This is a genomic window from Neobacillus camarae (genome assembly GCF_054950115.1).
In genome coordinates, this window is sequence record NZ_JBUCKX010000006.1 from 36,797 (window position 1) to 59,204 (window position 22,408).

Consider the following 22,408-nt stretch of genomic DNA (forward strand, 5'->3'; position numbering starts at 1 on the left):
AGTTGCGGACCTCGAAGAGAACAGCTTAAGGTGCCCTTTTTTTCTTGGTCTAATTAAGAGGGTTTTATTTCAAGATATACAAAAAGTAGAGAGGTAAATTATGGGGACTAATTTTTAGAAAGGTTGCTCTTACGTCTGCCGTATGAAAGATATAGAACAAACCCCACCACCATCCAAATCACAAAGCGAATCCAAGTAATCGATGGCAGGCTGTTAATCAGATAAAGAGAAAAGCCAATTCCGACAATAGGGACAAATGGAACAAAAGGTGTTTTAAATCTTCTTTCCAATTTCGGCTGTTTGATGCGCAGCACCATGATGGAAGCGCATATCAGGATAAAGGCGGACAGTGTTCCGATGTTCACTAATTCAGCGACCTCATTAATCGGGGTTAAACCGGATACAATGGCTGTTACCACGCCAATGATAAGTGTTGGCCGGTAAGGTGTTTTATATTTGGGATGGACTTTAGCAAACCAGTTAGGCAGCAAACCATCACGGCTCATGGCGAACCAGATGCGCGAACCGGCGAGCATAAAAGAAAACAGCACCGATAAAATCCCGGCAATGGCGGCCGCGGAAATAATTAACGTGATCCAATTTAAACCAACTTGACTAAAGGCTTTCGCAATCGGGGCGGCATTATTTAATGTTTCATATGGAGCCATACCGGTAATCACAAGGGACATGCCGATATAAAGTAAGAGAGCAATCGCTAAGGAAAAGACCACCGCACGGGGGAGGTCACGCTGCGGATTTTTCGATTCCTCTGCAGCCGTGGTTAAGGTGTCATACCCAAATACGGCGAAGAATACCAGTGCCGCGCCTCCCATTACGCCATGAAACCCAAATGGCATAAACGGGTGCCAGTTGGCGGTATCCACGTAAAAGCTGCCGACTGCAATGACCACCACCACGATAGTTAATTTGATAATGACCATCAAGTTGTTAAATCGAGCTCCCCATTTCATCCCAATGGTAAGCAGCCCGGCAATGGCCAAACTGATGATCATCGCAATAAGGTCGACTTTATGTCCGGCACCAGTCCCCGGAGCTCCCTGTGCCCATAATGGAAGATGAATGCCGATTTGGTGCAATATTTCTTGCATATAGCCTGACCATCCAATCGCCACTACTGCGATGACCAGGGTATATTCAAGCAATAAATCCCACCCAATCAGCCAGGCGGCTCCTTCTCCCAACACCGCATAGCTATAGGTATAGGCACTGCCCGCGACCGGAATCAATCCGGCGAATTCCGCATAGCATAAGGCCGCTGCTGCACTGGCAAGCCCTGCAATCATAAAGGATAGGATGACAGCAGGTCCAGCATGTTCAGCCGCTGCCACGCCTGTCAGGACGAAAATTCCGACACCAATGATTCCCCCTAAGCCGATGGCTGTCAGCTGCCATAATCCCAAGATACGTTGAAGCCCTGTACTATTCGTGCCTTCCTCTTGTAACTGGTCAATTGACTTCCTTCTCATAAAAGATTTCATTGATTCCCTCCATTTCTACCTTAAAAGAAACAACCTATTTTTGGGATTGAGGTTTTAAGGTTATAAAACAACTATGTTTTAAAAAATGGAGATATACAAAGATTGCATAATGCTAATAGGAATGAAAAAAAGATGTAAACTTACAAAAATGTTTTCAGGAATACGTAATAATTGAAAACTTACCAAACGACCCCGTTTTCAATATACTTTTTACTTTTTAAGCCTGTCTGATATACCAGATAGTCAAATAGATTCTTTGCTGTGCTTCTGATCATCATGCTCAGACCTGAATTGTCAAACACACGTGCATAGCAGCGGATAATCAGCGTATCATTTTCTGCAAACAGGTGATAATAGACAATTTCTTTCTGCCTTTTGGCGAAACAGTTGATAAATAGATATTCATGTGTTGGTTCAATTGCAGTTATCAAAAATTCCTTTTCAACGATTCGTTTGACTTCTGTCATTTGTTCCTGCGATAAATGAATTCGCATATCAGCTTCACCAACTTCATTTTTTAATTATCGCGGCCTTTTCTGCCAATACCATCCATTCATCAATTTGAAGTGATGTAATTTCCCCATTTTGGGTGACTACCGAAAAATAATCCAACGTCATTTGATTGGCACCAAGAATGTGTTTCACGACCGACTGGACTTGGTCCTCAGAACTTGCCGTTCGTCTTACCCAAACAGGAAAATCAAATGTTTTCCTTCTTCTGTCAGACTTTTTCATCTCTAGGCCATTGCTTTTAAACCAGTCAGACCACTCTTTTATGGTAAAGCATCTCCCGTGACTGTCATCTCTCAGCTTTTCCGTTGTATTCATAAAAAGGTCTAATTCAGCCTCTTCAGGTGCGATGTTATCGATTAACAGAAACTTGCCTTCCGGTTTCAACACCCTCGCAACTTCTGCCACAAAATTTTGCGGATTTGGAAAATGATGCGCAGCAATACGGCAGACAGCTGCATCAAACGAATTCTCCAAAAAAGGCAAAGACTCTGCATCCGCAACGATATAGGAAACGTTTTGGCAACTAGGGGAGAGATGCTTTCGGGCCGTTGATAGCATTTGAGGCGTGAGATCTGTAGCGAAGACTTGATGAACAAAGGGAGAAAGTGTTTTGCTCACATGCCCACCGCCTGTCGCAATATCGATAACAGCCCAATGATTGGAAGGTTTAAGCCATTCTATCATCATATTTAGATCGGTACCTTTTGCGTGGATCTGGCTTTCTACGTATTTTTCAGCATTTTTGCCAAACTGCTTTTGAACCTTTGATTTTAATTGGTCGTCTGACACTTTATTCACTCCCGTTCTATTAGTGTTCGACTTTTATATATTTCTCTATAAAAACTCATTTTCCCTTGGAAAATTCAAAAACAAAGATGAGTAAAAGATTCCTATAATAAATGGTATTCTCGAATTTAATATATTAAAATAAAAGTAAGCGATATCTTAAACAAAAAATTCATGGAAGGAGTACGAAAAATTGAAATCAAACATCAAAGAAATCCTTGCCCCCATGAGCCCTATGCAAAGAATTTCTTATATTTGGGACTATTACAAGTTGCCTATCTTGGGGACCATAGCTGCGATCATTCTGCTAATCTTTCTAATAGGTAACCCTCCAAGCGGGAAAAAAGAGGCTTTCCTTCGCCTGTCGATTTTGGGGAAAGATGTTAATCGTCAACACGTCGTTCAATTCCAAGAACATTTAACCAACAAACTTGTAACAGACAAAGGTCATGAAGAGGTTATTGTACAATCCATCAGCAATGACGATTCAAATTTGGATCAATCTTCACAAGTAGAAAGGCAAAAATTTGCAGCAGAGCTGGCAACAGGGGATATTGATTTAATCATTATTGAACATGACTTGTTTGAGAAGCTTTTATCAGAGAAATCTCTGTTACCCTTGAATGACTTAAAGGGTTTTAACAAAATGGAAATAAGAGATAAGGCACTATTAAAATCAGGCGAAAAAGTTTATGGAATAGGCACCTCTGATATGAAAGGATTAACTTCGCTAGACTTAGATGAAAATATGGTGATTTGTGTACCTAAAAATACAAAAAACTTGGAGAATATCAAACAATTACTTACATTGATCAATTCGGCATCGTAAAACTGGTAGAATTTAATAATCTTCTTTATGGCAATTGTTGTCTAAGGTATAATTGGAAGTAGGATGCGCTATTTTTGTACAAGAGCCAGAAAATGTACAAAGTTTCGCTTCATAAGGGCTTATATTGTAAAAGGAATGGGTCATACGAAAATAAATATTAGAGGAGATGTAAACGTTGTCAATAGAGGCGCTATCGAAAAACACAGCAGATGTTTTTAATGCCATCATTACGAAACCCGATTGGGATAAAATGGTGCTGCAAGAACGGGTTCAAAAGATTTTATTACAAGCAAGGGACAGTGTAGGATCTCCTGAAGCGTATTTAGAGTCACTATTAGATAATGTTACCTTTCAATATGCCTTTACCAATACAGCCCTAGCCTTTTTAACGCAGTGTATTGAAGAAGAAAGGTTTTTCCCGCTAGAAACTTTCCAATCCATTATGGCGAATGTTCCTAAACAAATCCAAGAGTCCAATTTTTTAGCTGAAAATATGCCAAGGGTCAAGGAGTTAGTTTACAAAGGCTCAAGCCTTCAGGAGCAAGTAGCCCATGCGGAACGATTTTATTTTCATACTAAAGTCGTAAACGATCTATTGGTTGAATTTATAGGGACATTCCTTCATACGGAAAATAAGAACTTTATGGTCCACTTTCTCGAATATTCTTCGAAAGTAATCGTTGATAACGTTATGGGATGCTGCCAAACTTTTTCTAATCATATTTTAAAAGAGCTAAACTCAGCGAAATCCGGTAAAGCAGAAAGCTCTTCCATCGTATAGCCAAGTTATCTAAACCTTGAATTGTACAAAATACAATTTCTGACCAGACATTTGACAGTATGTCTGGTCTTTTTTTCCTTTAATCTTATTAGTAATAATTCTGTTCATATTCCGTGGATTCATTGTCCAAAAAAAAAATTTTATTTTTTCAATAGGATTAGGTAACAATTTTCAATCGTTCCCGCCACTGTTAGTAAAAATATCAAAAAAATAGGTGGTCTGTTGATGATTGATGTCATTATTCCTGTCTTAATCATATTATTAGCCGGATACTTGTTTGGGAAATTTTCAAAAATTGATCCGTCGCCCATTTCTAAACTATCCATTTTTCTCCTTAGTCCTGCGCTCATCTTTAGTTTTTTAGTGAAAAATGAACTCTCTTCCACCGAAATGATTCAAATAACCACGTCTGTCCTCCTGTTTACGATCGTGATGGTCCTCCTCACAGTGATTGTCATGAGGTGGACGGGAAATAAAGAGTTCACGAATGCCTCGCTGCTGTCTACTGTCTTTCCGAATACGGGGAATTACGGGCTTCCGATTATATTATTCGCGTTCGGGGAAAAGGCATCAGCCATGGCCATTATTATCGTGGTCATGAATTTTATCTTAATGTATTCATTGGGAATCTATTTTGCATCCTACAAAAAAAATAGCTGGAAAACGGCTTTGAAAAGTTTGTTTTTTTTGCCAACCACATATGCCACTATTTTGGCTATTATCGTCAACCTATTTCATATCAAAATACCAGATTTTATTATGGATCCAATTAGCATGGTTGGTGAAGTCATGATTCCGCTAGCGCTCATACTTTTAGGGATTCAGCTATCAAGATCCAGTCTGAAAGGGTACATAAGTGTCACCATCCTTTCTAGCGTATTGAAGATTGTGTTGGCACCTTTGGTGATCTTTGTCATCGTTCAATTAATGGGGATTTCCGGCATTTTGGCCAAAGTGTTGATTATTCAGCACTCCATGCCTACTGCCGTCATTATGACCATCATAGCGGCTGAGTATAAAACCAAAGCGGACACTGTGGCCAATATCACCTTTATGTCTACAGTGGCTAGTTTCATTTCCGTTACGATTCTTTTATACTTCTTGAACGCTTATTATGGTTAAATAATATTTTTATAGAATAAAATGGACAATTCGATGAAAGGCGTGATGGAAAATGAAACACATCCAAATTTATCAAAAAAGGCTAAAACGCTTCCAGAAGAAATTACAAGAAAACCAGATTCATTCAGCACTCATTATGTACCCAAGGGACCTTTATTATTATGCTGGTACCGCGCAGCCGTCCAATCTCTGGATACCGGCAAGCGGGGAGCCAATCCTGTTTACCAGACGGGCACATGAAATGGCAAAAAAGGCGACATGGTTGAACAAAGTGATACCGGCGAACAGTTTTAAAGAAATGTTATCCGTTTTGGGAGAATCTGCCTTATTGCCCGGAAAGGGGAGTATGATTGGAATTCAACAAGACGTGCTGCCGATGAATATTGGGCTGAGCCTGCAAAAGAATTTATCGTCGTATAGTTTAACAAATGTTTCCAAAATCGTGATGCAGCAACGCCTAGTCAAAGATTGGACGGAGATTGAGGCCATCGAAAAGGCCATTGATTTATGGAAGGAAGGACATCAAGCCCTATTTCATACGCTAGAAGCCGGAAAAACGGAATTTGAATTGTCTGCAAGTATGGAGTTTGCCGCTAGAAAAAATGGGGGCGATGGAGTCGTGTGGTTTCGCCGCTGGGATGGCTATTTGCCTGGAGGAGGCATTGTTTCTTCCGGTCCAAATGCTTGGGAGGTTTCAGGCCATGCCATGACCGTAACCGGAATCGGGATGAGCGAAAGTTTGCCTTGGGGAGCATCAAAGCGGAAACTGGAAAAAGGGGACTTGGTTGTCGTGGATTACGGTATTTGCCGAGAAGGGTACCATGCCGATATGGCGCGTACCTATTGCGTAGGAAAACCAACCAGTCAACAACAAGACTTGTGGGACCGATTAGTAGAGCTGCACTTATCCGTTATTGACAAAATCAAACCAGGAGTAACAGGTGAGGAGCTATATCTTTATGCAGAACAACTGGCTAAACATAATCGCCTGCAAGAAAACTTCATGGGAGTAAACAGCAACCGAGGAACTTATATTGGTCACTCCATTGGTTTAGAAATAGATGAAGATCCTGTATTAGGATTAGGGTTCCATCAGCCTTTACCAGTAGGTGCGGTTATTACGATTGAGCCAAAGTTCATGGTGCCGGGAATTGGCTCTGTTATGGTAGAAGATGATATTTTAATTACCGAGGATGGTTTCAAAATATTAAGCACGCTTACTCGTGATTTATTCTATGTAGACTAATTTCTATATAAAGATACTATCACAAAATAATATTAATAGAATATTTAAAATAAATAAAATATTTAGTTTATTGTGTTGACAGTAATTTGGGAATCCGCTAATATAAAACACATAAATCGGTTTGTCTGACAAACTGATAATCAGATTTTATCCTCTTATTAACTTCAAAGATCCTGCATACATACATCTAGGTTATTCCAAAATGCTAATTCTCGAATTGAAATTGAAAGCGCTGACAATAGTAGACTTGGTAATTAAAGCCTGAAACTAAATGTCAGCGTTTCCATGTTTATGGAGGTGGTGATTTTACCAAAAATCAGAGCATATTTGAGGAAGCAGACAGGATCACGAATAAGAAGGAGAGGGTAAAAGTTTATGACAAAACCACTGTCACAGAATACAGAGGTTCATGTCTCCAGCCCAAAAAGGAAGATGAAGGCACGTTGGTGGGTAATGTTCTTTATCTTTTTAAGTACAGTCCTTGCTTATACCGATCGCTCTAATATTTCCATTGTAGCGGTCACGATGATGGAGGAATTTGGCTGGAATGAGCAACAATTTGGTCTCCTCTCATCCGCATTTTTTGTCGGGTATCTATTGCTGGGTATTCCTGCAGGATGGATGTCGGATAAATGGGGGGGAGTCAAGTTTCTCGCCATTGGGGTAACGCTATGGTCAGTATTTACCATTTCTACACCTTTGGCTTGGAGTTTTGCTTCGATGATTTTAATCAGGTTTTTACTGGGGGTCGGTGAAGCGGTCAACTTCCCATCCCACACATCCGTTGTTTCCAAGTGGTCACCTGTTCATGTAAGGGGACGCTGGCAAGGACTGAATATGTCGGGTATGGCCATTGGTGTTACAATTACCGCACCGATTACGACATGGTTGACTTCACAATTCAGCTGGCATGCATCATTTTACTTTTTTGGGGCTTTGGGGATTATTTGGGCGATTGTTTGGCTCAAGGTTGCCACTGACAATCCAAAAGACCATCCGTTTATCACACCACAAGAACTAGCGGAAATGGAAGAACCGGCCACCACGCAAGAAAAAAAACATGTGAAGATTTCTTGGTCCAAAATGTTCCGGGTAAAAGAAGTTTGGGGCATCACGTTAATCTACTTTTTTCAAAACTACAATTGGTACTTATACTTAACATGGCTTCCGGCCTATTTCATGAAGGAACGAGGCTTTACCATGTTAAAGGTTGGGATCTATGGAGCCTTACCTTGGCTTGGTGCTTTTGTGGCTATGAACTTGGCAGGTTTGTTATCAGACCGGTTGACCAAAAAATATTCTCTAACCCAAGCAAGACGGATCCCTATTTATATTTCCTTTTTAGGGACAGCGATTTTTATGGCTCTAGGTGCCTATACTCCAAATGAATGGGCAGCACTAGCTTATATTACTTTATCAGTCACTTGCCTGGGAATTAACTTTACCATGTTTTGGACATTGCCAATTGATATTGGTCCAAAATCAGCAGGAACCTTATCTGGAATCATGAACACTTCTGGAACGATCGCAGGAATCATTGCACCGGCATTAACCGGTTTTCTCATTGTAACCTTCGGCTCTTGGCAATACGTATTATTTATAGGTGCGGCACTTGCCCTTATAGGTGCCATCTTAACACGTTTTATGGTCTCCGCAAACCAAGTGTTAGAGTAAAACAGGCAGCATAAGTTGGTCAAGAAAAACAAGTACCGCTCCCACCCTCATAATATCACAATGGCGGGAAAATCTAAATTCTTGACCAACTTTGAAAAATAGGAGAGAAAACCTATGTTTCTACTAAATAAAGATGTATTAGAACTTGCAAAAGAAGATAAAGGATTTTTAAATGAATTAATTCAAAGTAGGGAAGCAAATAAGTTTGTCAAATATGTCATTAAGGATTACACAAAATCTCCTGCAAAATTCATGGCCGTTAATAAGGTCGAGTGGGAAGATCTCCTACAATCCGCGTACATTGGCTTGTTTCATGCCATTTATAAATTGGATTTAAACCTGTCACCAAATGAATGGGTAAGATATACGTACTTAACGATTCAAGGGGAATTAAGGAACTTCTCAAGATCCAATAATTCCAATATGCTGGTCATTCCGCAGCGAATTCGTGAGCTTTACCCAAAATATAAAAAGTTCCATGAAGTATTTTGGATCAACTATCAACGGGATCCATCGATTACGGAAACCATGAAATATTTCGACATCACCAAGGATGATGCCTTCGCCCTGGTTTATGGAATGCAAGAATTGATTTATCAAGAATGTAAGAAAATCAACGGAAAAGACGATGACTATCAGCCACTGCTTAATTTAAGAACCAAAGCCCAAAGTGTGGAGGATCAAGCCGTTAATAATCTTATGGTGAAGATGTATTTGGATTATGTGAATGAAAAGCAACGTAAAGTCATTTATTTACATTACTTTAAAGGATACAGCAAAACTGAAATCTCCCAAATCATCGGTTGTTCACAAGCCATGGTTCATAAGCATCTGGTAAAAGCGTTTGAGGAAATTAGAAAATATTGTTCTTAAGTCTACTCCCTTTGTCTGACAATCATACCAAACAAAGAATAGAGGGACATATATGTTTACGGTCATTAACAAGAAAAAGAAATTTGAAGAAGTTTTGGACCAAATTAAAAAGCTTTTGATCACAAAGAAATTAAAAATCGGACAGAAGTTACCAAATGAAATTGAGCTTGCAGAGTCAATGGGAATAAGTCGTTCTTCCCTTCGTGAAGCTTTTAAGGTTTTAAGTGTTATCGGAATCCTTGAAGGAAAGTCCGGCGAAGGAACGATTATCAAACAAGCAGAACCGGAAAATTTAAAAAATATTATGTCGCTCGTTGCTATTTCTAAGGGCTTAAACACCAATGAATTGTTCGAGGTAAGAACGATTTTGGAAATGGGAGCTGTAAAGTTGACGGCATCAAGAAGAACGGCATCAGATTTACAAAAAATCGAAAAAATCCTAATTGAGATGGATCAGCTTCCATCTGAAAACCAAGATGAGCAGTCTGAAAATGACTTTTTATTCCACCAATCCATTGTCGCCACTTCTAAAAATAGGATGCTGCAAATGGTGGTGGAAGTGATTTCAGATTTGCTAAGTGAGCAAATCAAAACAACTCGAAACGAATTGGCAACATCACCATCTACCCTGAAACGTTTTCAGGAGGAGCATTGGTCCATTTTTAAAGCCATCGAAAAGAAGGATGAAGAGGAAGCCCAACGGATCATGTTAACTCACTTAGCACGTGCACAAGAAGAACTTGGAGGAATGAAAGAAGAATAAAGGCTTATTTTATCTCTGTGAGAGGAGGTGTTCTCGTGGTACTGCTGAAGAATTGGGAGGATAAAAAGGACGATCTCACTTTGGGGAAATTACTGAAGGAGGTTGAAAATCAAACGAATGCAAGCGTTGGCATCCTTAAGTCCTGCTATTCAAAAGGAAGCAACGCACATATCGTGGGGATAACGGGTCCACCGGGTGCCGGTAAAAGCACATTAGTTAGTAAGCTCTGCAAACAGCTGGCTGCACAAGGTCTCCGGATCGGAATAGTTTGTGTGGATCCAACCAGCCCTTTCACAAAGGGAGCCCTTTTGGGTGACCGAATCAGAATGCAGGAGCTTGCGAAACTTCCTAATGTTTTCATCAAAAGTTTGGCTACTAGGGGAAATCTAGGAGGATTGGCAGCTTCAGCAGCCGACATCGTTCAAGTGCTTGATGCGTTTGAAAAGGACATTATTTTAATTGAAACAGTCGGAGTAGGGCAAATCGAATTTGATGTTTTGAATGTATCGGACACTGTCATCCTGGTCAATGTTCCCGGTTTGGGAGATTCGTTGCAGACCTTAAAAGCTGGAATTATGGAAATTGCTGATCTGTTTGTAATCAATCAAGCCGACCGGCCGGGTGCTGATGAAAGTGTAAAGGATTTAAAGATGATGGTGCGGGAATCAGGGCGAACAGATTGGAATCAACCCATCTTAAAGACCGTTGCAACCCAAGAAGAAGGAATAACCGATTTAATCAATCAAATGGTGCTACATAAAGAATTTTTAAAAGCATCCGGTTTATGGGAAGAGAAACGGCAAACTAGGAATTTAACAAGATTTAACCATATGATATTAGAATTGCTATCTAATAAAGTAGAAGAATTGATTGATTCAGATGAAGCCGTCCAGAACCAGATACAAGAGCTAAGAAATGGTGTTTCAGATCCCTTTACCGTTTCACATGAAATTGTAAACAGTTTATTAAAAAAATAATCATTCATTTTTTGGGAGGTAATTATGGTTAACAAAACGGATGTAAACCAGAATAAACTTTTTGACCAAGATGCGGTTCAAGAAATTGAGCAGCAAAAAAAGCGCTGGCAGGAAAATACGGTTAAAGGGAAAGATGGGGAAGGCCAATACTTTTCCGATTCAGGGATTCCTATTAATCTGCTTTACACACCGGACGATATAAAGGATATCAATTATCTAGAGGATATTGGATTTTCAGGAGAAGCTCCTTACGTTCGCGGCGTATACCCGAATATGTACCGTGGCCGGCTGTTTACAGTCAGGCAAATTGCTGGATTCGGCACCCCTGAGGACACCAATGAACGTTTCAAGTTTCTATTAAAAAATGGTGCGACAGGTACGAGTGTTGTCTTGGACCTGCCAACCATCAGGGGATATGATTCGGATGATCCGGAAGCCGAGGGCCACGTGGGAGCCGCCGGTGTCGCCATCGATTCCATTGAAGATATCGAAGCCTTATATGAAGGCATTCCAATCGATGAAATTTCGAGTAACATCGTAACCCATCTTCCAAGCACCACCGTCGTACTCATGGCCATGTTTGCTGCTATGGCGGAGAAAAAGGGTATTCCATTAGAAAAGTTATCAGGTACCAATCAAAACGACTTTTTAATGGAGACAGCTATTGGAAGTTCCTTGGAAGTACTACCGCCAAAGGCCTCCTTCCGATTACAATGTGATGCCATTGAGTTTGCAAGTAAAAACCTCCCTAGATGGAATCCGGTTAGCTACAATGGCTATAACTTGCGCGAAGCCGGTACAACTGCGGTCCAAGAGGTTGCCTGTGCCATTGCGAATGCCATTGCTACCTCTGAGGAACTAATCAGAAGGGGAAATAACATTGATGATTTTGCCAAGCGGTTGTCCTTTTTCTGGAATCTGTTTAATGACTTTTTTGAAGAAATTGCGAAATGCCGTGCTTCTAGACTTGTTTATCATGAAGTCATGAAGGACCGGTTTGATGCAAAGCACCCGAAATCTCATCTCATGCGCTTCCATGTGCAAACTGCCGGCATTACCTTAACGAAAGTGGAGCCGTTAAACAATGTTGCCCGGTCTGCGATTCAAGGCCTTGCAGCGGTATTAGGCGGAGCGCAATCCTTGCATATTGACTCTTATGATGAGGCTTACTCCGCACCGACAGAGGAATCAGCTCTCATTTCCATCAGAACCCAGCAAATTATTCAGACAGAGACGAATGTGGTCAATACGGTTGATCCACTGGCTGGTTCCTATTTTGTGGAAAGTTTAACGCAGCAAATGGCTCAGCGGATTCGCGATTATATTTCCGATATTGAGTCTAGAGGAGGCCTCGTGGCATGTGTCGAGTCGGGCTGGCTGCATCGTGAAATCTCCAACTTTGCCTACGAGATGCAAAAGGATATCGAAAACGGCAAACATAAAATTGTTGGTTTGAATTATTTTCCTTCCGATCAAAGCACAACCAAAGTGGAAGTGTTTAGATACCCACAGGATGCTGAAAGACGTCAGAAGGAAAAACTGAAAAAACTGCGTGCAAAGAGAAATCAGGAAAAGGTTGACCGTGCATTAAGCGTATTAAGGCAAAAATGCCATGAAGATGTCAACCTTATGCCATATATAAAAGATGCCGTTCTTGAATATGCCACCCTAGGGGAAATCGAAGAAATTTTCCGTGAAGAATTTGGACTGTGGCAATTCCCATTGGCTTAATCACCTAGTGAAAAAACGGAAAATCAAAAGGAGGACTTCTCATGCAAATTAAAGTGGTAATGGCGAAATTGGGTTTAGATATACACTGGCGTGGTGCATTGGTCGTTTCAAGGATGCTGAGGGATGAGGGGATGGAGGTTGTTTATTTAGGAAATCAATTTCCGGAACAAATCGTGGACGCCGCCATTCAGGAAGGCGCGGATGTAATTGGCTTAAGTACCCTTGGCGGGAATCATTTAACCTTAGGGCCAAAGGTAGTGAAAATTGCTCGGGAAAAAGGAGTCGATTCGCTGATCATTATGGGCGGCGTCATTCCGGAAGATGATATTCCGCTGTTAAAAGAAGCTGGGATTGCTGAAGTGTTTGGTCCCGAAACAAGAATTGACAGCATCGCTTCCTTTATCCGTGCCAATGTGAAGCAAGAAATTGTGTAAAAAGCTAGAAGTGGTGAAGCGCTCACCACTTCTTTTCCCAAAAATTTGATACATCCTAGTATTTCTGGAAAAAATTTTAGAAAAGGGAGAACAGGATACATGTTAAAAACGTCACTTTTGCAGCAATATCAACAATGGCCTCCAAAGTATGATCTGAAATACCTTCCGGATTCGAATGAAAAGTATTGGTATAAAGACATCGAAACAGCCTCCAAGGAAGAACTGGATGAATTGGTATTTTTCAAAATAAAGAAAGTCATGGAGTATGCCTATGAACATTCTGACTTCTACAAGAGGAAATGGGGAAAAGTAGATTTCCATCCAGATGATATTAAAAGTTTAAAAGAGTTTGATCAGGTACCAGTGACGACAAAGGATGAGGTAAGGCAGGATTTGTTGGAGAACGCCCCTTTTGGCACCAATGTTTGCATTCCCTATTCGGAAGTGCACCGTATACAGGGAACGTCCGGAACGACCGGCAAACCGACCGTCTTTTCCTTTGGTAAAGAAGATTGGGAACGGATTGCCCATCAGCATGCCCGAATCATGTGGAGTTTTGGACTGCGGCCAAACGACTTGTTGTTTATTGCATCGCCGCTCAGCTTATATATTGGAAGTTGGGGAGCCCTGATTGGTGCAGAACGGCTCGGGGCCAAAACGTTCCCGTTCGGAGCCGGACAGACAGGTCAAACGGAAAAAGCGGTGTCATGGCTTTTGGAACTAAAACCAACCGCCTTTTATGGTACACCGTCCTATGCCTTATACTTAGCCGAAAAGGCAAAAGAAATGGGAGTAGATCCCAAGGATTTCGAATTTAAAATTCTGTTCTTCTCCGGAGAGCCTGGTGCGGGTGTTCCATCGACCAAACAAAAAATTGAAGATACATTTGGCGCGATCTGCATTGATTCCGGTACGATGGCGGAAGTCACGCCATGGATGAGCAATACGGAATGTGAACACCGAAAAGGGGTTCATTTATGGCAGGATGTCGTTTATACAGAAGTGGTCGATCCACATACGAAAAAACTCGTTCCATATGGAGGGGAAGGCGTTCCCGTATATACCCCATTAGAAAGAACGTCGCAGCCATTAATCCGTTATTGGTCAGGTGATTTAACCACATGGACAGATGAGCCGTGCGCTTGCGGCCGTGTGTATCCAAGATTGCCCAAAGGCATCTATGGCCGGATTGATGATATGGTAACGGTCCGCGGTGTCAATGTATATGCCAGTTTGATTGAGAACGTAGTTCGCAGAATTGACGGTCTTGGACAAGAGTTTGTCCTGATTGTAACCAGGGAAAATATCATGGACGAGGTCACCATCCAATGTGAATCATTGGGGACCAGAACGAACGAGGAGCTTATCAATCAAATTTCTAAAGAGCTTAAGCGGGAAGTTGGCGTCACATTCAACATTGAACTGCTTCCAAACGGTACCTTGGAAAGGACGCAGTTCAAAGCAAAACGGGTTATCGATAAACGCAATTTTAAAGAATAATAAATAGGGGAATCAGGTTGGGAATTTGGAGGGGATTTATGACCATAATATCTCCTCTCCATCCTGTCCAGCCCCATATTGGAGGTATCCAGGTGAAACTAGATGGAAAAGTAGCCATTATTACGGGTGGAGCAAACGGGATCGGAAAAGAGACGGCCAAGAAATTTTTACAAGAAGGGGCAAAAGTCGTTATCTCCGATTATAATTCCGAGGCTGGAAAGGCAGCAGAACAGGAACTTGGCAAGGAAGGACATATTCTCTTTATTCAGGCTAATGTGACGGATACAGAGCAAATAAAACAATTGGTTGAGCAGACCATTGATACTTACGGGAAAGTTGATATTTTGGTGAATAATGCCGGCATTACGATTGATGGTTTTCTCACCAAAATGGACGAGGATGCTTGGGAAAAAGTGCTTTCCGTCAACTTAACAGGTGTATTTAAATGTACAAAGGAAGTTGTTCCTTTCATGATGGAGCAAGGCTCAGGGGTGATTCTAAATGCCTCCTCTGTTGTTGGCCTTTATGGAAATGTTGGCCAAACCAACTATGCGGCTACTAAAGCAGGCGTTATTGGGCTGACCAAAAGCTGGGCAAAAGAGCTCGGTCCAAAGGGGATCCGTGTCAATGCCGTGGCACCCGGTTTTGTCGTGACGGATATGACAGCCAAAGTACCACAAAAGGTTCTCGACATGATGGAATCCAAGACCCCTCTACGGAAGCTTGGAAAACCGGAGGATATTGCAGCCGCTTATTTATTTTTAGCCTCCGAAGATGCTAATTATATTAATGGTACTGTACTGAGTGTAGATGGTGGTTTAGTGGTTTAACTTTAGGACTTTAATCCGGGAAAAGGCACAACGAGCGTAAGATTGCTTGTTGTGCCTTTTTCTGACAAGTAAAAGAAAATACTATTAATCTAGTTTGACTGTCATTTTCCCGCTTAATTAACGACTAAAGCTTTTGATTTAACAAGATATTGTTGATCTCATGGACAAAAAAATTACTGTTTCAATATCCGATGTAAGTTACTTGACAGTAAGTTTCATAAATAGTACCATTTACTACGTGTTAATAATACTAAACCATTTCTATCACTATAGTAACTTTTAGCATACTGTTAATAATCACTTATTGACTGTTATGAAAAAGGGATTCTATAGAAAATAGGAATCTACTATATCGAACTAAATACCATAAAGGTAGACTATTTAAAAGCCCAATTGGGCCGTTAAAAGTAAACCGGCAATCTTCAAAGTGTAATGGTTATAACATGACCATTATCTTTAGAGTTGCCGGTTTTTTTGTTTTTAAAATAAGGCTTTGTTAAATGATCATGTTGATATTTTTTAACTATGTTGTTTAATGCGGAAGCGAGCGACTGGAGTGGAAAGCAGCAACCCAATTTAGCAGAGCTAAAAATAAAAAGATTTCTAGTAATAAAATCTATGGGGGAGAGAGATAGAATGTCCCATTTTCTTGAGTTCATTTCATTACCAAGTGTATTTTTTATTGTTCTTGCCGTATCTATGGTGGGCGCCATTTTGCTGCTATGGGAAAAGGTTCCTTTACATTTTGTTCGTTTTCACATTGGCTTAATTGCCTTGACTCCCATCGTCGCTTTGTGGGGGCTTCTTTCAAGCCATGAAACTGTGATGGTGGGTCCTTGGCGTTTTGACTCCCTCTCGTGGCTCCTGGCCTTTTTTGTCTTAACCATAGGATTGATCGTGCAGCGCTATTCTATTCGTTATTTATTTGGGGATCGTTATTACCGAAAATATTTTACTTTGCTGACACTCACTACGTTTGCGGACACGCTTGCCTGGCTCAGTAACGATCTTCGCCTTCTGTTGGTCTGCTGGGGAGTGACCCTTTTAGGACTTACATTGCTTATCCGGTTAAATAAGGAATGGCAAGTGGCTAGAAACGCAGCCGACTATGCGGGCCGGTTATTTTCACTCAGCTGGCTGATTCTGCTGCTGGCTGTAACTTGGATTACCCAACAAACAGGACACTGGCAGCTGTCACACATACTTGATAATCTTACACAACTAGCTTCGTGGGAGAGAACCGCTTTCAGCGTCCTGTTAATAGTGGCGATGATGATTCCGGCAGCACAGTTTCCGTTTCAACGTTGGCTGCTGGACTCGGTAGTGGCGCCAACGCCTGTTTCAGCTGTTATGCATGCCGGTATTGTCAATGCCGGCGGCCTGATGTTTACTCGCTTCGCACCGCTTTTTAACGGATATTCAGCACAGATGATTCTGCTCGTTTTGTCTGGCTTTTCCATTTTGCTTGGGACAGGTATCATGCTCGTGCATGTCGACTATAAACGGCAGTTGGTAGGGTCCACCATTGCGCAAATGGGATTCATGCTTATTCAGTGTGCATTAGGCGCCTATCTAGCCGCCATTCTTCATGCAATCTTACATGGACTGTTCAAAGCAAGCCTATTCCTGCAAGCAGGGTCGGCCGTCCAGCATAGGGAGACTCATTCTTTCAAGGACCGTCCATTCCCTTATTTTTGGGTAATTGTAGGAGTGATTCTAGGTCTCCTGACCGCTTTTGGCTATTGGCTGGCAACGGGTGGCGATGGTTATCAAATCATCAGTACGCTCATTTTAGGATGGTCCGTGATTTTTGCTTGGACCGGACTCGTTGCTTTTGGACACGGTAGGACTGGTCGAATGGCCGGATTTATTTTTCTTGCAGGAGCGGTATTGATGTTCAAATTCATTCATGCGGCCTTAGACAGCCTGTTACATGAATCGATTTTCTCTGGCACGCAGCCGCCTGCACCTGCCATCATCTGGGTTCTGTTGATCTTGTTGGGTGGCAGTGCCTTCGGGTTATGGCTATCACACAAACAATCATCAACGGCATTTACGGTCATTTATCTTTGGCTTGTCCATTTGGGTGAGCCGCACAAAACTTTAGTGGAAAGTCATCCAAAATATTTGGCAAAATCCTTGTCTTATAGGGGGGCATACAGATGGCACCGACATTAGCCAGAACATTAAGTTGGGAAAAGGTACCTGAAGATTTTAGTCTTGATATTCATGATTTAATAAAATCAGCTAGCGAGGTCATCGCACCGCTTGGCCCGATTAGCCAGTTTGCGGCACGCAGCCCTTGGGCCGGTTTGGAACGGCAATCCTTTGAACAGACAGTACGCCGTTTCAAGGATATGTCTGATATCGAGCTATTTCCCCAAAATTCTGTTATGCATTCAGCATGGAATCAAGGCGAAATTGAAGTGGAATTTTTAGAAGAAGGGCTGCAGCAATGGCTTAAGCAGCAGTCTTTCGAACTCCCGCGTACAGCAGTGGAGCAGTTTTGCCGCGCGGCACTTATGCAGGAGCCGCCATCTTCTGATTTATCGTCACTTCCCGAAGTGAAACGATTGGTCAAAAAAATGAAGTTCCATTTAAAGGCAAGACATTCCGTGAAACCCCTTAGCCAGCGTTTCGAACAGATAGGCGGCGACTGGGTGTCAAAGGATCTCAATCGCCATATGATTAAGTGGTGTAAATTGTTCCTGGATGAATCCCAGGCTGTTTGGTCCATGCCAAATCGCGAAGTTGGTTTCTATCAGTCATGGAGAAAAATGGCTTCCTTGGACCCAGCACTATCACAAGAGATACGTAAACAGATAAAGAATTTGCCTAATGAAGCAGACATTGCCTTAGAGGAATCATTATTCCAATTAGGAATTTCCCATTCAGAGACACAAGAATATCTTGAAGCCCATTTGCTTGCCTTGCCGGGATGGGCGGGAATGATGCTATGGCGCTCGCAGCAGCAAATCAAGGAAAGCTCATTAGTCACTGAGTACTTGGCAGTTAGAATTTCCATGGAGTTGGTATTGTTAAAGCCTTATCTCCCTTTGCCTTATCAAGGAAGGGAAGAGGACGTGCCCCTGGAATCGTTCATTGCTGCCTGGCTCCATTGGGGGAATCTACCGATTAATGCATGGTATCAAATGCCTGCAGCGGAACAAAAAGCACGTTTGAACCTGGCTTCGCAGTTTGATCAGATGACTCGCAACAGACTTTGGCTGGAAGCATGGGAAAAAACATATGAAAAACAATTAATGGAACAAATCGTCTTGAAGCAGCAGTTGGTTTCTGGAGAAAAGGCACCATCCTTGGCCCAATTTGTTTTTTGCATCGATGTGCGGTCAGAGCCTTTCCGCCGCAAATTGGAACAAACAGCTGGTTTTGAAACGTTTGGGGCAGCCGGATTTTTCGGCTTGCCGATTGAAACCTGCAAGCTCGATCACAATCATACACATCCTTCCCTGCCGGTCATGTCCAAACCGCAATTCAAGGTAAATGAATACTTGTCCGGTTCTCAAAACCAGACATTTCACGAGCGGCAGCAGGCAGTCCATTCACTTGGCGGTACATTCAAAACAATGAAACATAACCTGCTTGCCAGCATGTTGCTGCCTGAGGTAAGCGGCCCGTGGCTTAGTATGCAAACGTTGGCCCGCACTTTTGTACCAAGGAGTGCAGGACGCACTTTCAGGAAATTGCTGGATACATGGCTTAAGCAACCTGATGTGGAACTAACGCTTGACCGTACGGAGGACTCTAAAACGGAGCTGCCGGTCGGTTTTACAGAGGAAGAGAAAGTGCATTTTGCCGAACAGGGTTTAAAAATGATGGGGCTCACAGATTATTTTGCTCCATTCGTGGTGATTTGCGGACATGGAAGTCACAGCAACAATAATCCCTATGCGGCTTCGCTCGATTGCGGGGCATGCGGCGGGGCCTCAAGTGCTTTTAATGCGCGGGTGCTGGCTGAATTGTGCAACCTTCCCCATGTACGGCAAGCCCTCGAGGCAAGGGGAATTTATATTCCGGAAGATACCGTATTTGCGGCGGCAGAGCATATTACGACACTAGATGAATTGCATTGGGTATATCTGCCAAAGCTGTCGGATCCAGCAAAAGAAGCATACAACCGCGTTCAAGAGGTTTTGCCAAAGGTGAGTGAGGAGGCTAATGCGGTGCGGCTTTCGAAAATGCCGACTCTCAAAGTCAATCTCAAAAACCCGAAAGCGGAAGCCCAGCGACTCTCCGAGGATTGGAGTGAAATCCGTCCGGAATGGGGATTAGCAGGCAATGCGGCGTTTGTCATCGGGGAACGAAGCTTGACCGAGGAATGCGACCTGGAGGGAAGAGTTTTCCTTCATAACTATAACTGGAAAAAGGATAAAAACGGTTCTTTGCTTGCCGGTATCATTGCGGGACCGGCTACGGTTTGTCAATGGATCAACCTGCAATATTACGCATCAACCGTTGCTCCTCATTATTATGGAAGCGGAAATAAAGCAACCCAGACCGTGACAGCGGGAGTGGGTGTGATGCAGGGGAACGCCAGTGATTTATTATCTGGACTAGCATGGCAGTCGGTGATGCAATCAGATGAAACGATATATCATGCACCAATCAGGCTGCTGGTGGTCATCCAAGCACCAGCGGAATATGTGGAACGGTTGTTGAAACAGGACCTGGTCTTTCAACAAAAAGTTCAAAACGGTTGGCTACGGCTTGCGTCCATTGATCCGGAAGGGAACTGGAAAAGCTGGTCGTAATGCCGCTCTAAGGAAAAAATATTTTTATTGTCGGTACGATTTTTGGTTATAAAGTAATATAGCCATTCTATAGTCGAGAAGGGATCAAGTCATATGGAGAAGTCAAAAGGCAGTCTTGAAGCTGAAATTAGTAAAGCATTAACTCAATGGGAGAAAAATTATCTGGGCCGCGGTTCTATTTCTGTTAAGACCGATATTTTACGGGATATGGTGATTGTGACATTGAATCGAATCTTGACCCCTGCTGAATATGCGTTATGCAGGGAAAAAGATGGAATGTTATCGATAAAAAAGACACGAAACAGCCTGGTAGAAACAGGTCTAGAAGAATTAAAGGATATTATATTTTCAATTACAGCTCAGGAAGTCATCAGTTTTCATACCGATATCAGCACCCAGACCGGGGAAAGAGTCATGGTCTTTAAACTTTCAGGAGATTTGGAGAAAAAACTATCATAAAAAATGGGGGTTTCCCATTTTGAAAGTAAAGTCCAATTGAAAAGAATTAGAAGTTAAATTCAATTCAAAAATGGAGTGAACGTAATGAATATAGATGAAAACAAAAAAGTGCTGCTTGTGATAGGAATGGAGCAAAGCCCGGAAAGAATCATGAAAGAGATGAGTCCTCTCCACCCGAAGCATATCTTAGTCATGCAAACTTATGGACCAGTTATTGAACCCTTCGGTGAAATCATGCGGGATATCATCCTCGGGGTTTATTGGGAAAATGTCGAAGAAATAGTCGTTGCTGTTCCAAATGCCGATCGAAAGAACACAAGAGAGGCTCTAAAGAAAATATATGCTAATAAAGAATTACATGAGAAGATCCAAACATTGGATTATCTGTTTAAAAATTGCACGCCAGAATACCAAAATGGCAGCCTAAGGGAATGGCTGGAGGGTTACGAAGCCTCGGCTAACAGGAGGCAAAATCGTGCAGAAGTCATTCGAAACCATCCGTTGATGCCTTCCCATGTAGTGGTTACAGAAATTGTGCTGGAGGACGAAGTTCAATCAAAAACTGAAAATCTAGTGCAGGTATAGTTTTGAGCATGTAAAAAAGAAGGCTGAAAATTAGACAAAAGAGTGCCCGGTACCAACCATCTGTCGGATGATACCGGGCATTTTTTTTCCATTATTTCGCGGTAGCACCGCCATCAATCGCAATTTCAGCACCTGTAATATAACTTGCATCATCAGAAGCTAAAAATAGGACTAACTTTGCCACTTCTTCAGGTTGTGCGACACGGCCTAGTGGTATCCCTTGCAATGCTGCTTTGGTTAAATCCTGGTCTTCTGTCACAACCGATACCATTGGTGTATCAATAAAACCAGGGTGAACAGAATTTACCCGAATACGATCCGGACCTAATTCAACCGCAGCATCCTTGGTTAATAAACGAATGGCACCTTTTGATGCAGTATAATGAATACCGGCAGCACCGCCGACAAGACCTGCCATGGAAGAAATGTTCACAATGGAGCCACCGCCATTTTTTCGTAATTCCGGAATCACGGATTTAATTCCTAAGAATTGGCTTGTCGCATTTACGGTCATAAATTTATTCCACCCGGCTAAATCCACATCATCTATTAAAGCAAAGCCAGCGGCGCCGCCAATGCCTGCGTTATTGACAAGAACGTCCAGTTTGCCATATGTAGAGACCGCTTTATTCACTACTTCTTGCCATTGTTCTTGATTCGTCACATCGTGTTGAACCGCAATAGCCTCTCCGCCGTTTTCCTGAATGTCCTTCACCACTTTTTCCAATAACTCGATTTGGATGTCTGTTGCTACTACTTTTGCGCCCTCCGTTGCAAATAAACGAGCTTCAGAAGCTCCCTGACCGCTTGCCGCACCTGTAATAATAGCTACTTTACCTGATAAACGACCCATGAAAATTCCCCCTTTTTAAAATTTTTAATATTTGATACCGCTTTCATTCTAGCAAAAAAGGAAAAATTAGTCATCTATTATTTTTCTTTTGAACTGTAATTCAAACACAACCATTAAGGGCCGCTTTTCTCCCATTTCGTATAAACCAGATTAGTAAATTCTTAAAATTAGTAAAGCCAAC

Annotated in this window: 20 protein-coding genes; 16 read left to right on the plus strand and 4 right to left on the minus strand. The window is 42.0% G+C overall.

All coding sequences use genetic code 11. From position 1 onward, the window contains the following. Positions 1–107: 107 nt before the first annotated feature. The 3 genes from ACY8D0_RS27600 to ACY8D0_RS27610 form a co-directional block, all read right to left on the minus strand. A complete protein-coding gene (locus ACY8D0_RS27600) occupies positions 108–1,499 on the minus strand; it encodes an amino acid permease (RefSeq protein WP_462413669.1) in 1,392 nt (463 codons plus the stop codon). Positions 1,500–1,678: 179 nt separating this feature from the next. Next, positions 1,679–1,993, minus strand: coding sequence for a hypothetical protein (locus ACY8D0_RS27605; protein WP_462413670.1), 315 nt, complete (start codon positions 1,991–1,993; stop codon positions 1,679–1,681). Positions 1,994–2,009: 16 nt separating this feature from the next. Further along, complete coding sequence (locus tag ACY8D0_RS27610) at positions 2,010–2,801, minus strand: class I SAM-dependent methyltransferase (protein WP_462413671.1); 792 nt, start codon at positions 2,799–2,801, stop codon at positions 2,010–2,012. A 190-nt stretch (positions 2,802–2,991) separates the two neighbouring features. On the opposite strand from ACY8D0_RS27610, the gene ACY8D0_RS27615 reads away from it, so the two are divergent. The 16 genes from ACY8D0_RS27615 to ACY8D0_RS27690 all read left to right on the plus strand — a co-directional run bounded on the left by ACY8D0_RS27615 (position 2,992) and on the right by ACY8D0_RS27690 (position 21,374). Further along, the gene (locus ACY8D0_RS27615; protein ID WP_462413672.1) at positions 2,992–3,627 is read left to right on the plus strand and encodes a hypothetical protein; all 636 of its coding nucleotides are present in this window, start codon (positions 2,992–2,994) and stop codon (positions 3,625–3,627) included. Between the two features lie 175 nt (positions 3,628–3,802). Continuing rightward, positions 3,803–4,408 carry a hypothetical protein gene (locus ACY8D0_RS27620; protein WP_462413673.1) on the plus strand — a complete coding sequence of 202 codons (606 nt, stop codon included), beginning with the start codon at positions 3,803–3,805 and terminating at the stop codon, positions 4,406–4,408. Between the two features lie 225 nt (positions 4,409–4,633). Continuing rightward, the gene (locus tag ACY8D0_RS27625; protein ID WP_462413674.1) at positions 4,634–5,530 is read left to right on the plus strand and encodes an AEC family transporter; all 897 of its coding nucleotides are present in this window, start codon (positions 4,634–4,636) and stop codon (positions 5,528–5,530) included. 52 nt (positions 5,531–5,582) lie between these two features. Then, complete coding sequence (locus tag ACY8D0_RS27630; RefSeq protein ID WP_462413675.1) at positions 5,583–6,776, plus strand: M24 family metallopeptidase; 1,194 nt, start codon at positions 5,583–5,585, stop codon at positions 6,774–6,776. Positions 6,777–7,151: 375 nt separating this feature from the next. Then, positions 7,152–8,450, plus strand: coding sequence for an MFS transporter (locus tag ACY8D0_RS27635; protein WP_462413676.1), 1,299 nt, complete (start codon positions 7,152–7,154; stop codon positions 8,448–8,450). 114 nt (positions 8,451–8,564) lie between these two features. Beyond that, positions 8,565–9,323 (plus strand): sigma-70 family RNA polymerase sigma factor, encoded by a 759-nt coding sequence (locus ACY8D0_RS27640; RefSeq protein WP_462413677.1) that lies wholly within the window; start codon positions 8,565–8,567, stop codon positions 9,321–9,323. A 52-nt stretch (positions 9,324–9,375) separates the two neighbouring features. Next, a complete protein-coding gene (locus ACY8D0_RS27645) occupies positions 9,376–10,086 on the plus strand; it encodes a FadR/GntR family transcriptional regulator (protein ID WP_462413678.1) in 711 nt (236 codons plus the stop codon). A gap of 35 nt (positions 10,087–10,121) precedes the next feature. After that, positions 10,122–11,063 carry a methylmalonyl Co-A mutase-associated GTPase MeaB gene (meaB, locus tag ACY8D0_RS27650; protein WP_462413679.1) on the plus strand — a complete coding sequence of 314 codons (942 nt, stop codon included), beginning with the start codon at positions 10,122–10,124 and terminating at the stop codon, positions 11,061–11,063. A gap of 24 nt (positions 11,064–11,087) precedes the next feature. Beyond that, positions 11,088–12,794 carry an acyl-CoA mutase large subunit family protein gene (locus ACY8D0_RS27655; RefSeq protein WP_462413680.1) on the plus strand — a complete coding sequence of 569 codons (1,707 nt, stop codon included), beginning with the start codon at positions 11,088–11,090 and terminating at the stop codon, positions 12,792–12,794. 41 nt (positions 12,795–12,835) lie between these two features. Then, on the plus strand, positions 12,836–13,228 hold the full coding sequence (locus tag ACY8D0_RS27660) for a cobalamin B12-binding domain-containing protein (protein ID WP_462413681.1): 393 nt from the start codon (positions 12,836–12,838) through the stop codon (positions 13,226–13,228). Between the two features lie 99 nt (positions 13,229–13,327). Continuing rightward, positions 13,328–14,728 (plus strand): phenylacetate--CoA ligase family protein, encoded by a 1,401-nt coding sequence (locus ACY8D0_RS27665; protein ID WP_462413682.1) that lies wholly within the window; start codon positions 13,328–13,330, stop codon positions 14,726–14,728. A 38-nt stretch (positions 14,729–14,766) separates the two neighbouring features. Continuing rightward, entirely contained in the window at positions 14,767–15,558 is a 792-nt protein-coding gene (fabG, locus tag ACY8D0_RS27670) for a 3-oxoacyl-ACP reductase FabG (RefSeq protein WP_462413683.1), read from the plus strand. Positions 15,559–16,194: 636 nt separating this feature from the next. After that, on the plus strand, positions 16,195–17,736 hold the full coding sequence (locus ACY8D0_RS27675) for an NADH dehydrogenase subunit 5 (protein ID WP_462413684.1): 1,542 nt from the start codon (positions 16,195–16,197) through the stop codon (positions 17,734–17,736). Beyond that, entirely contained in the window at positions 17,721–20,330 is a 2,610-nt protein-coding gene (locus tag ACY8D0_RS27680) for a DUF2309 domain-containing protein (protein ID WP_462413685.1), read from the plus strand. The genes ACY8D0_RS27675 and ACY8D0_RS27680 overlap by 16 nt, the downstream gene beginning before the upstream one ends. A gap of 93 nt (positions 20,331–20,423) precedes the next feature. After that, complete coding sequence (locus ACY8D0_RS27685) at positions 20,424–20,789, plus strand: Na-translocating system protein MpsC family protein (protein ID WP_462413686.1); 366 nt, start codon at positions 20,424–20,426, stop codon at positions 20,787–20,789. Positions 20,790–20,873: 84 nt separating this feature from the next. Beyond that, positions 20,874–21,374, plus strand: a complete 501-nt coding sequence (locus ACY8D0_RS27690) for a carbonic anhydrase (RefSeq protein WP_462413687.1) — start codon at positions 20,874–20,876, stop codon at positions 21,372–21,374. A gap of 91 nt (positions 21,375–21,465) precedes the next feature. Here the strand turns inward: ACY8D0_RS27690 and ACY8D0_RS27695 are convergent, their stop codons facing one another. Then, a complete protein-coding gene (locus ACY8D0_RS27695; protein ID WP_462413688.1) occupies positions 21,466–22,227 on the minus strand; it encodes an SDR family NAD(P)-dependent oxidoreductase in 762 nt (253 codons plus the stop codon). Between the last annotated feature and the right edge of the window lie 181 nt (positions 22,228–22,408).

Excerpts from the sequence above, each read along its gene's own strand:
- ACY8D0_RS27600 (WP_462413669.1), bottom strand. The coding sequence starts at position 1,499 with ATGAAATCTTTTATGAGAAGGAAGTCAATTGACCAGTTACAAGAGGAA.
- ACY8D0_RS27605 (WP_462413670.1), bottom strand. The coding sequence starts at position 1,993 with ATGCGAATTCATTTATCGCAGGAACAAATGACAGAAGTCAAACGAATC.
- ACY8D0_RS27625 (WP_462413674.1), top strand. The coding sequence starts at position 4,634 with ATGATTGATGTCATTATTCCTGTCTTAATCATATTATTAGCCGGATAC.
- ACY8D0_RS27630 (WP_462413675.1), top strand. The coding sequence starts at position 5,583 with ATGAAACACATCCAAATTTATCAAAAAAGGCTAAAACGCTTCCAGAAG.
- ACY8D0_RS27635 (WP_462413676.1), top strand. The coding sequence starts at position 7,152 with ATGACAAAACCACTGTCACAGAATACAGAGGTTCATGTCTCCAGCCCA.
- ACY8D0_RS27640 (WP_462413677.1), top strand. The coding sequence starts at position 8,565 with ATGTTTCTACTAAATAAAGATGTATTAGAACTTGCAAAAGAAGATAAA.
- ACY8D0_RS27645 (WP_462413678.1), top strand. The coding sequence starts at position 9,376 with ATGTTTACGGTCATTAACAAGAAAAAGAAATTTGAAGAAGTTTTGGAC.
- ACY8D0_RS27655 (WP_462413680.1), top strand. The coding sequence starts at position 11,088 with ATGGTTAACAAAACGGATGTAAACCAGAATAAACTTTTTGACCAAGAT.
- ACY8D0_RS27660 (WP_462413681.1), top strand. The coding sequence starts at position 12,836 with ATGCAAATTAAAGTGGTAATGGCGAAATTGGGTTTAGATATACACTGG.
- ACY8D0_RS27665 (WP_462413682.1), top strand. The coding sequence starts at position 13,328 with ATGTTAAAAACGTCACTTTTGCAGCAATATCAACAATGGCCTCCAAAG.
- fabG (WP_462413683.1), top strand. The coding sequence starts at position 14,767 with ATGACCATAATATCTCCTCTCCATCCTGTCCAGCCCCATATTGGAGGT.
- ACY8D0_RS27675 (WP_462413684.1), top strand. The coding sequence starts at position 16,195 with ATGTCCCATTTTCTTGAGTTCATTTCATTACCAAGTGTATTTTTTATT.
- ACY8D0_RS27680 (WP_462413685.1), top strand. The coding sequence starts at position 17,721 with ATGGCACCGACATTAGCCAGAACATTAAGTTGGGAAAAGGTACCTGAA.
- ACY8D0_RS27685 (WP_462413686.1), top strand. The coding sequence starts at position 20,424 with ATGGAGAAGTCAAAAGGCAGTCTTGAAGCTGAAATTAGTAAAGCATTA.
- ACY8D0_RS27690 (WP_462413687.1), top strand. The coding sequence starts at position 20,874 with ATGAATATAGATGAAAACAAAAAAGTGCTGCTTGTGATAGGAATGGAG.
- ACY8D0_RS27695 (WP_462413688.1), bottom strand. The coding sequence starts at position 22,227 with ATGGGTCGTTTATCAGGTAAAGTAGCTATTATTACAGGTGCGGCAAGC.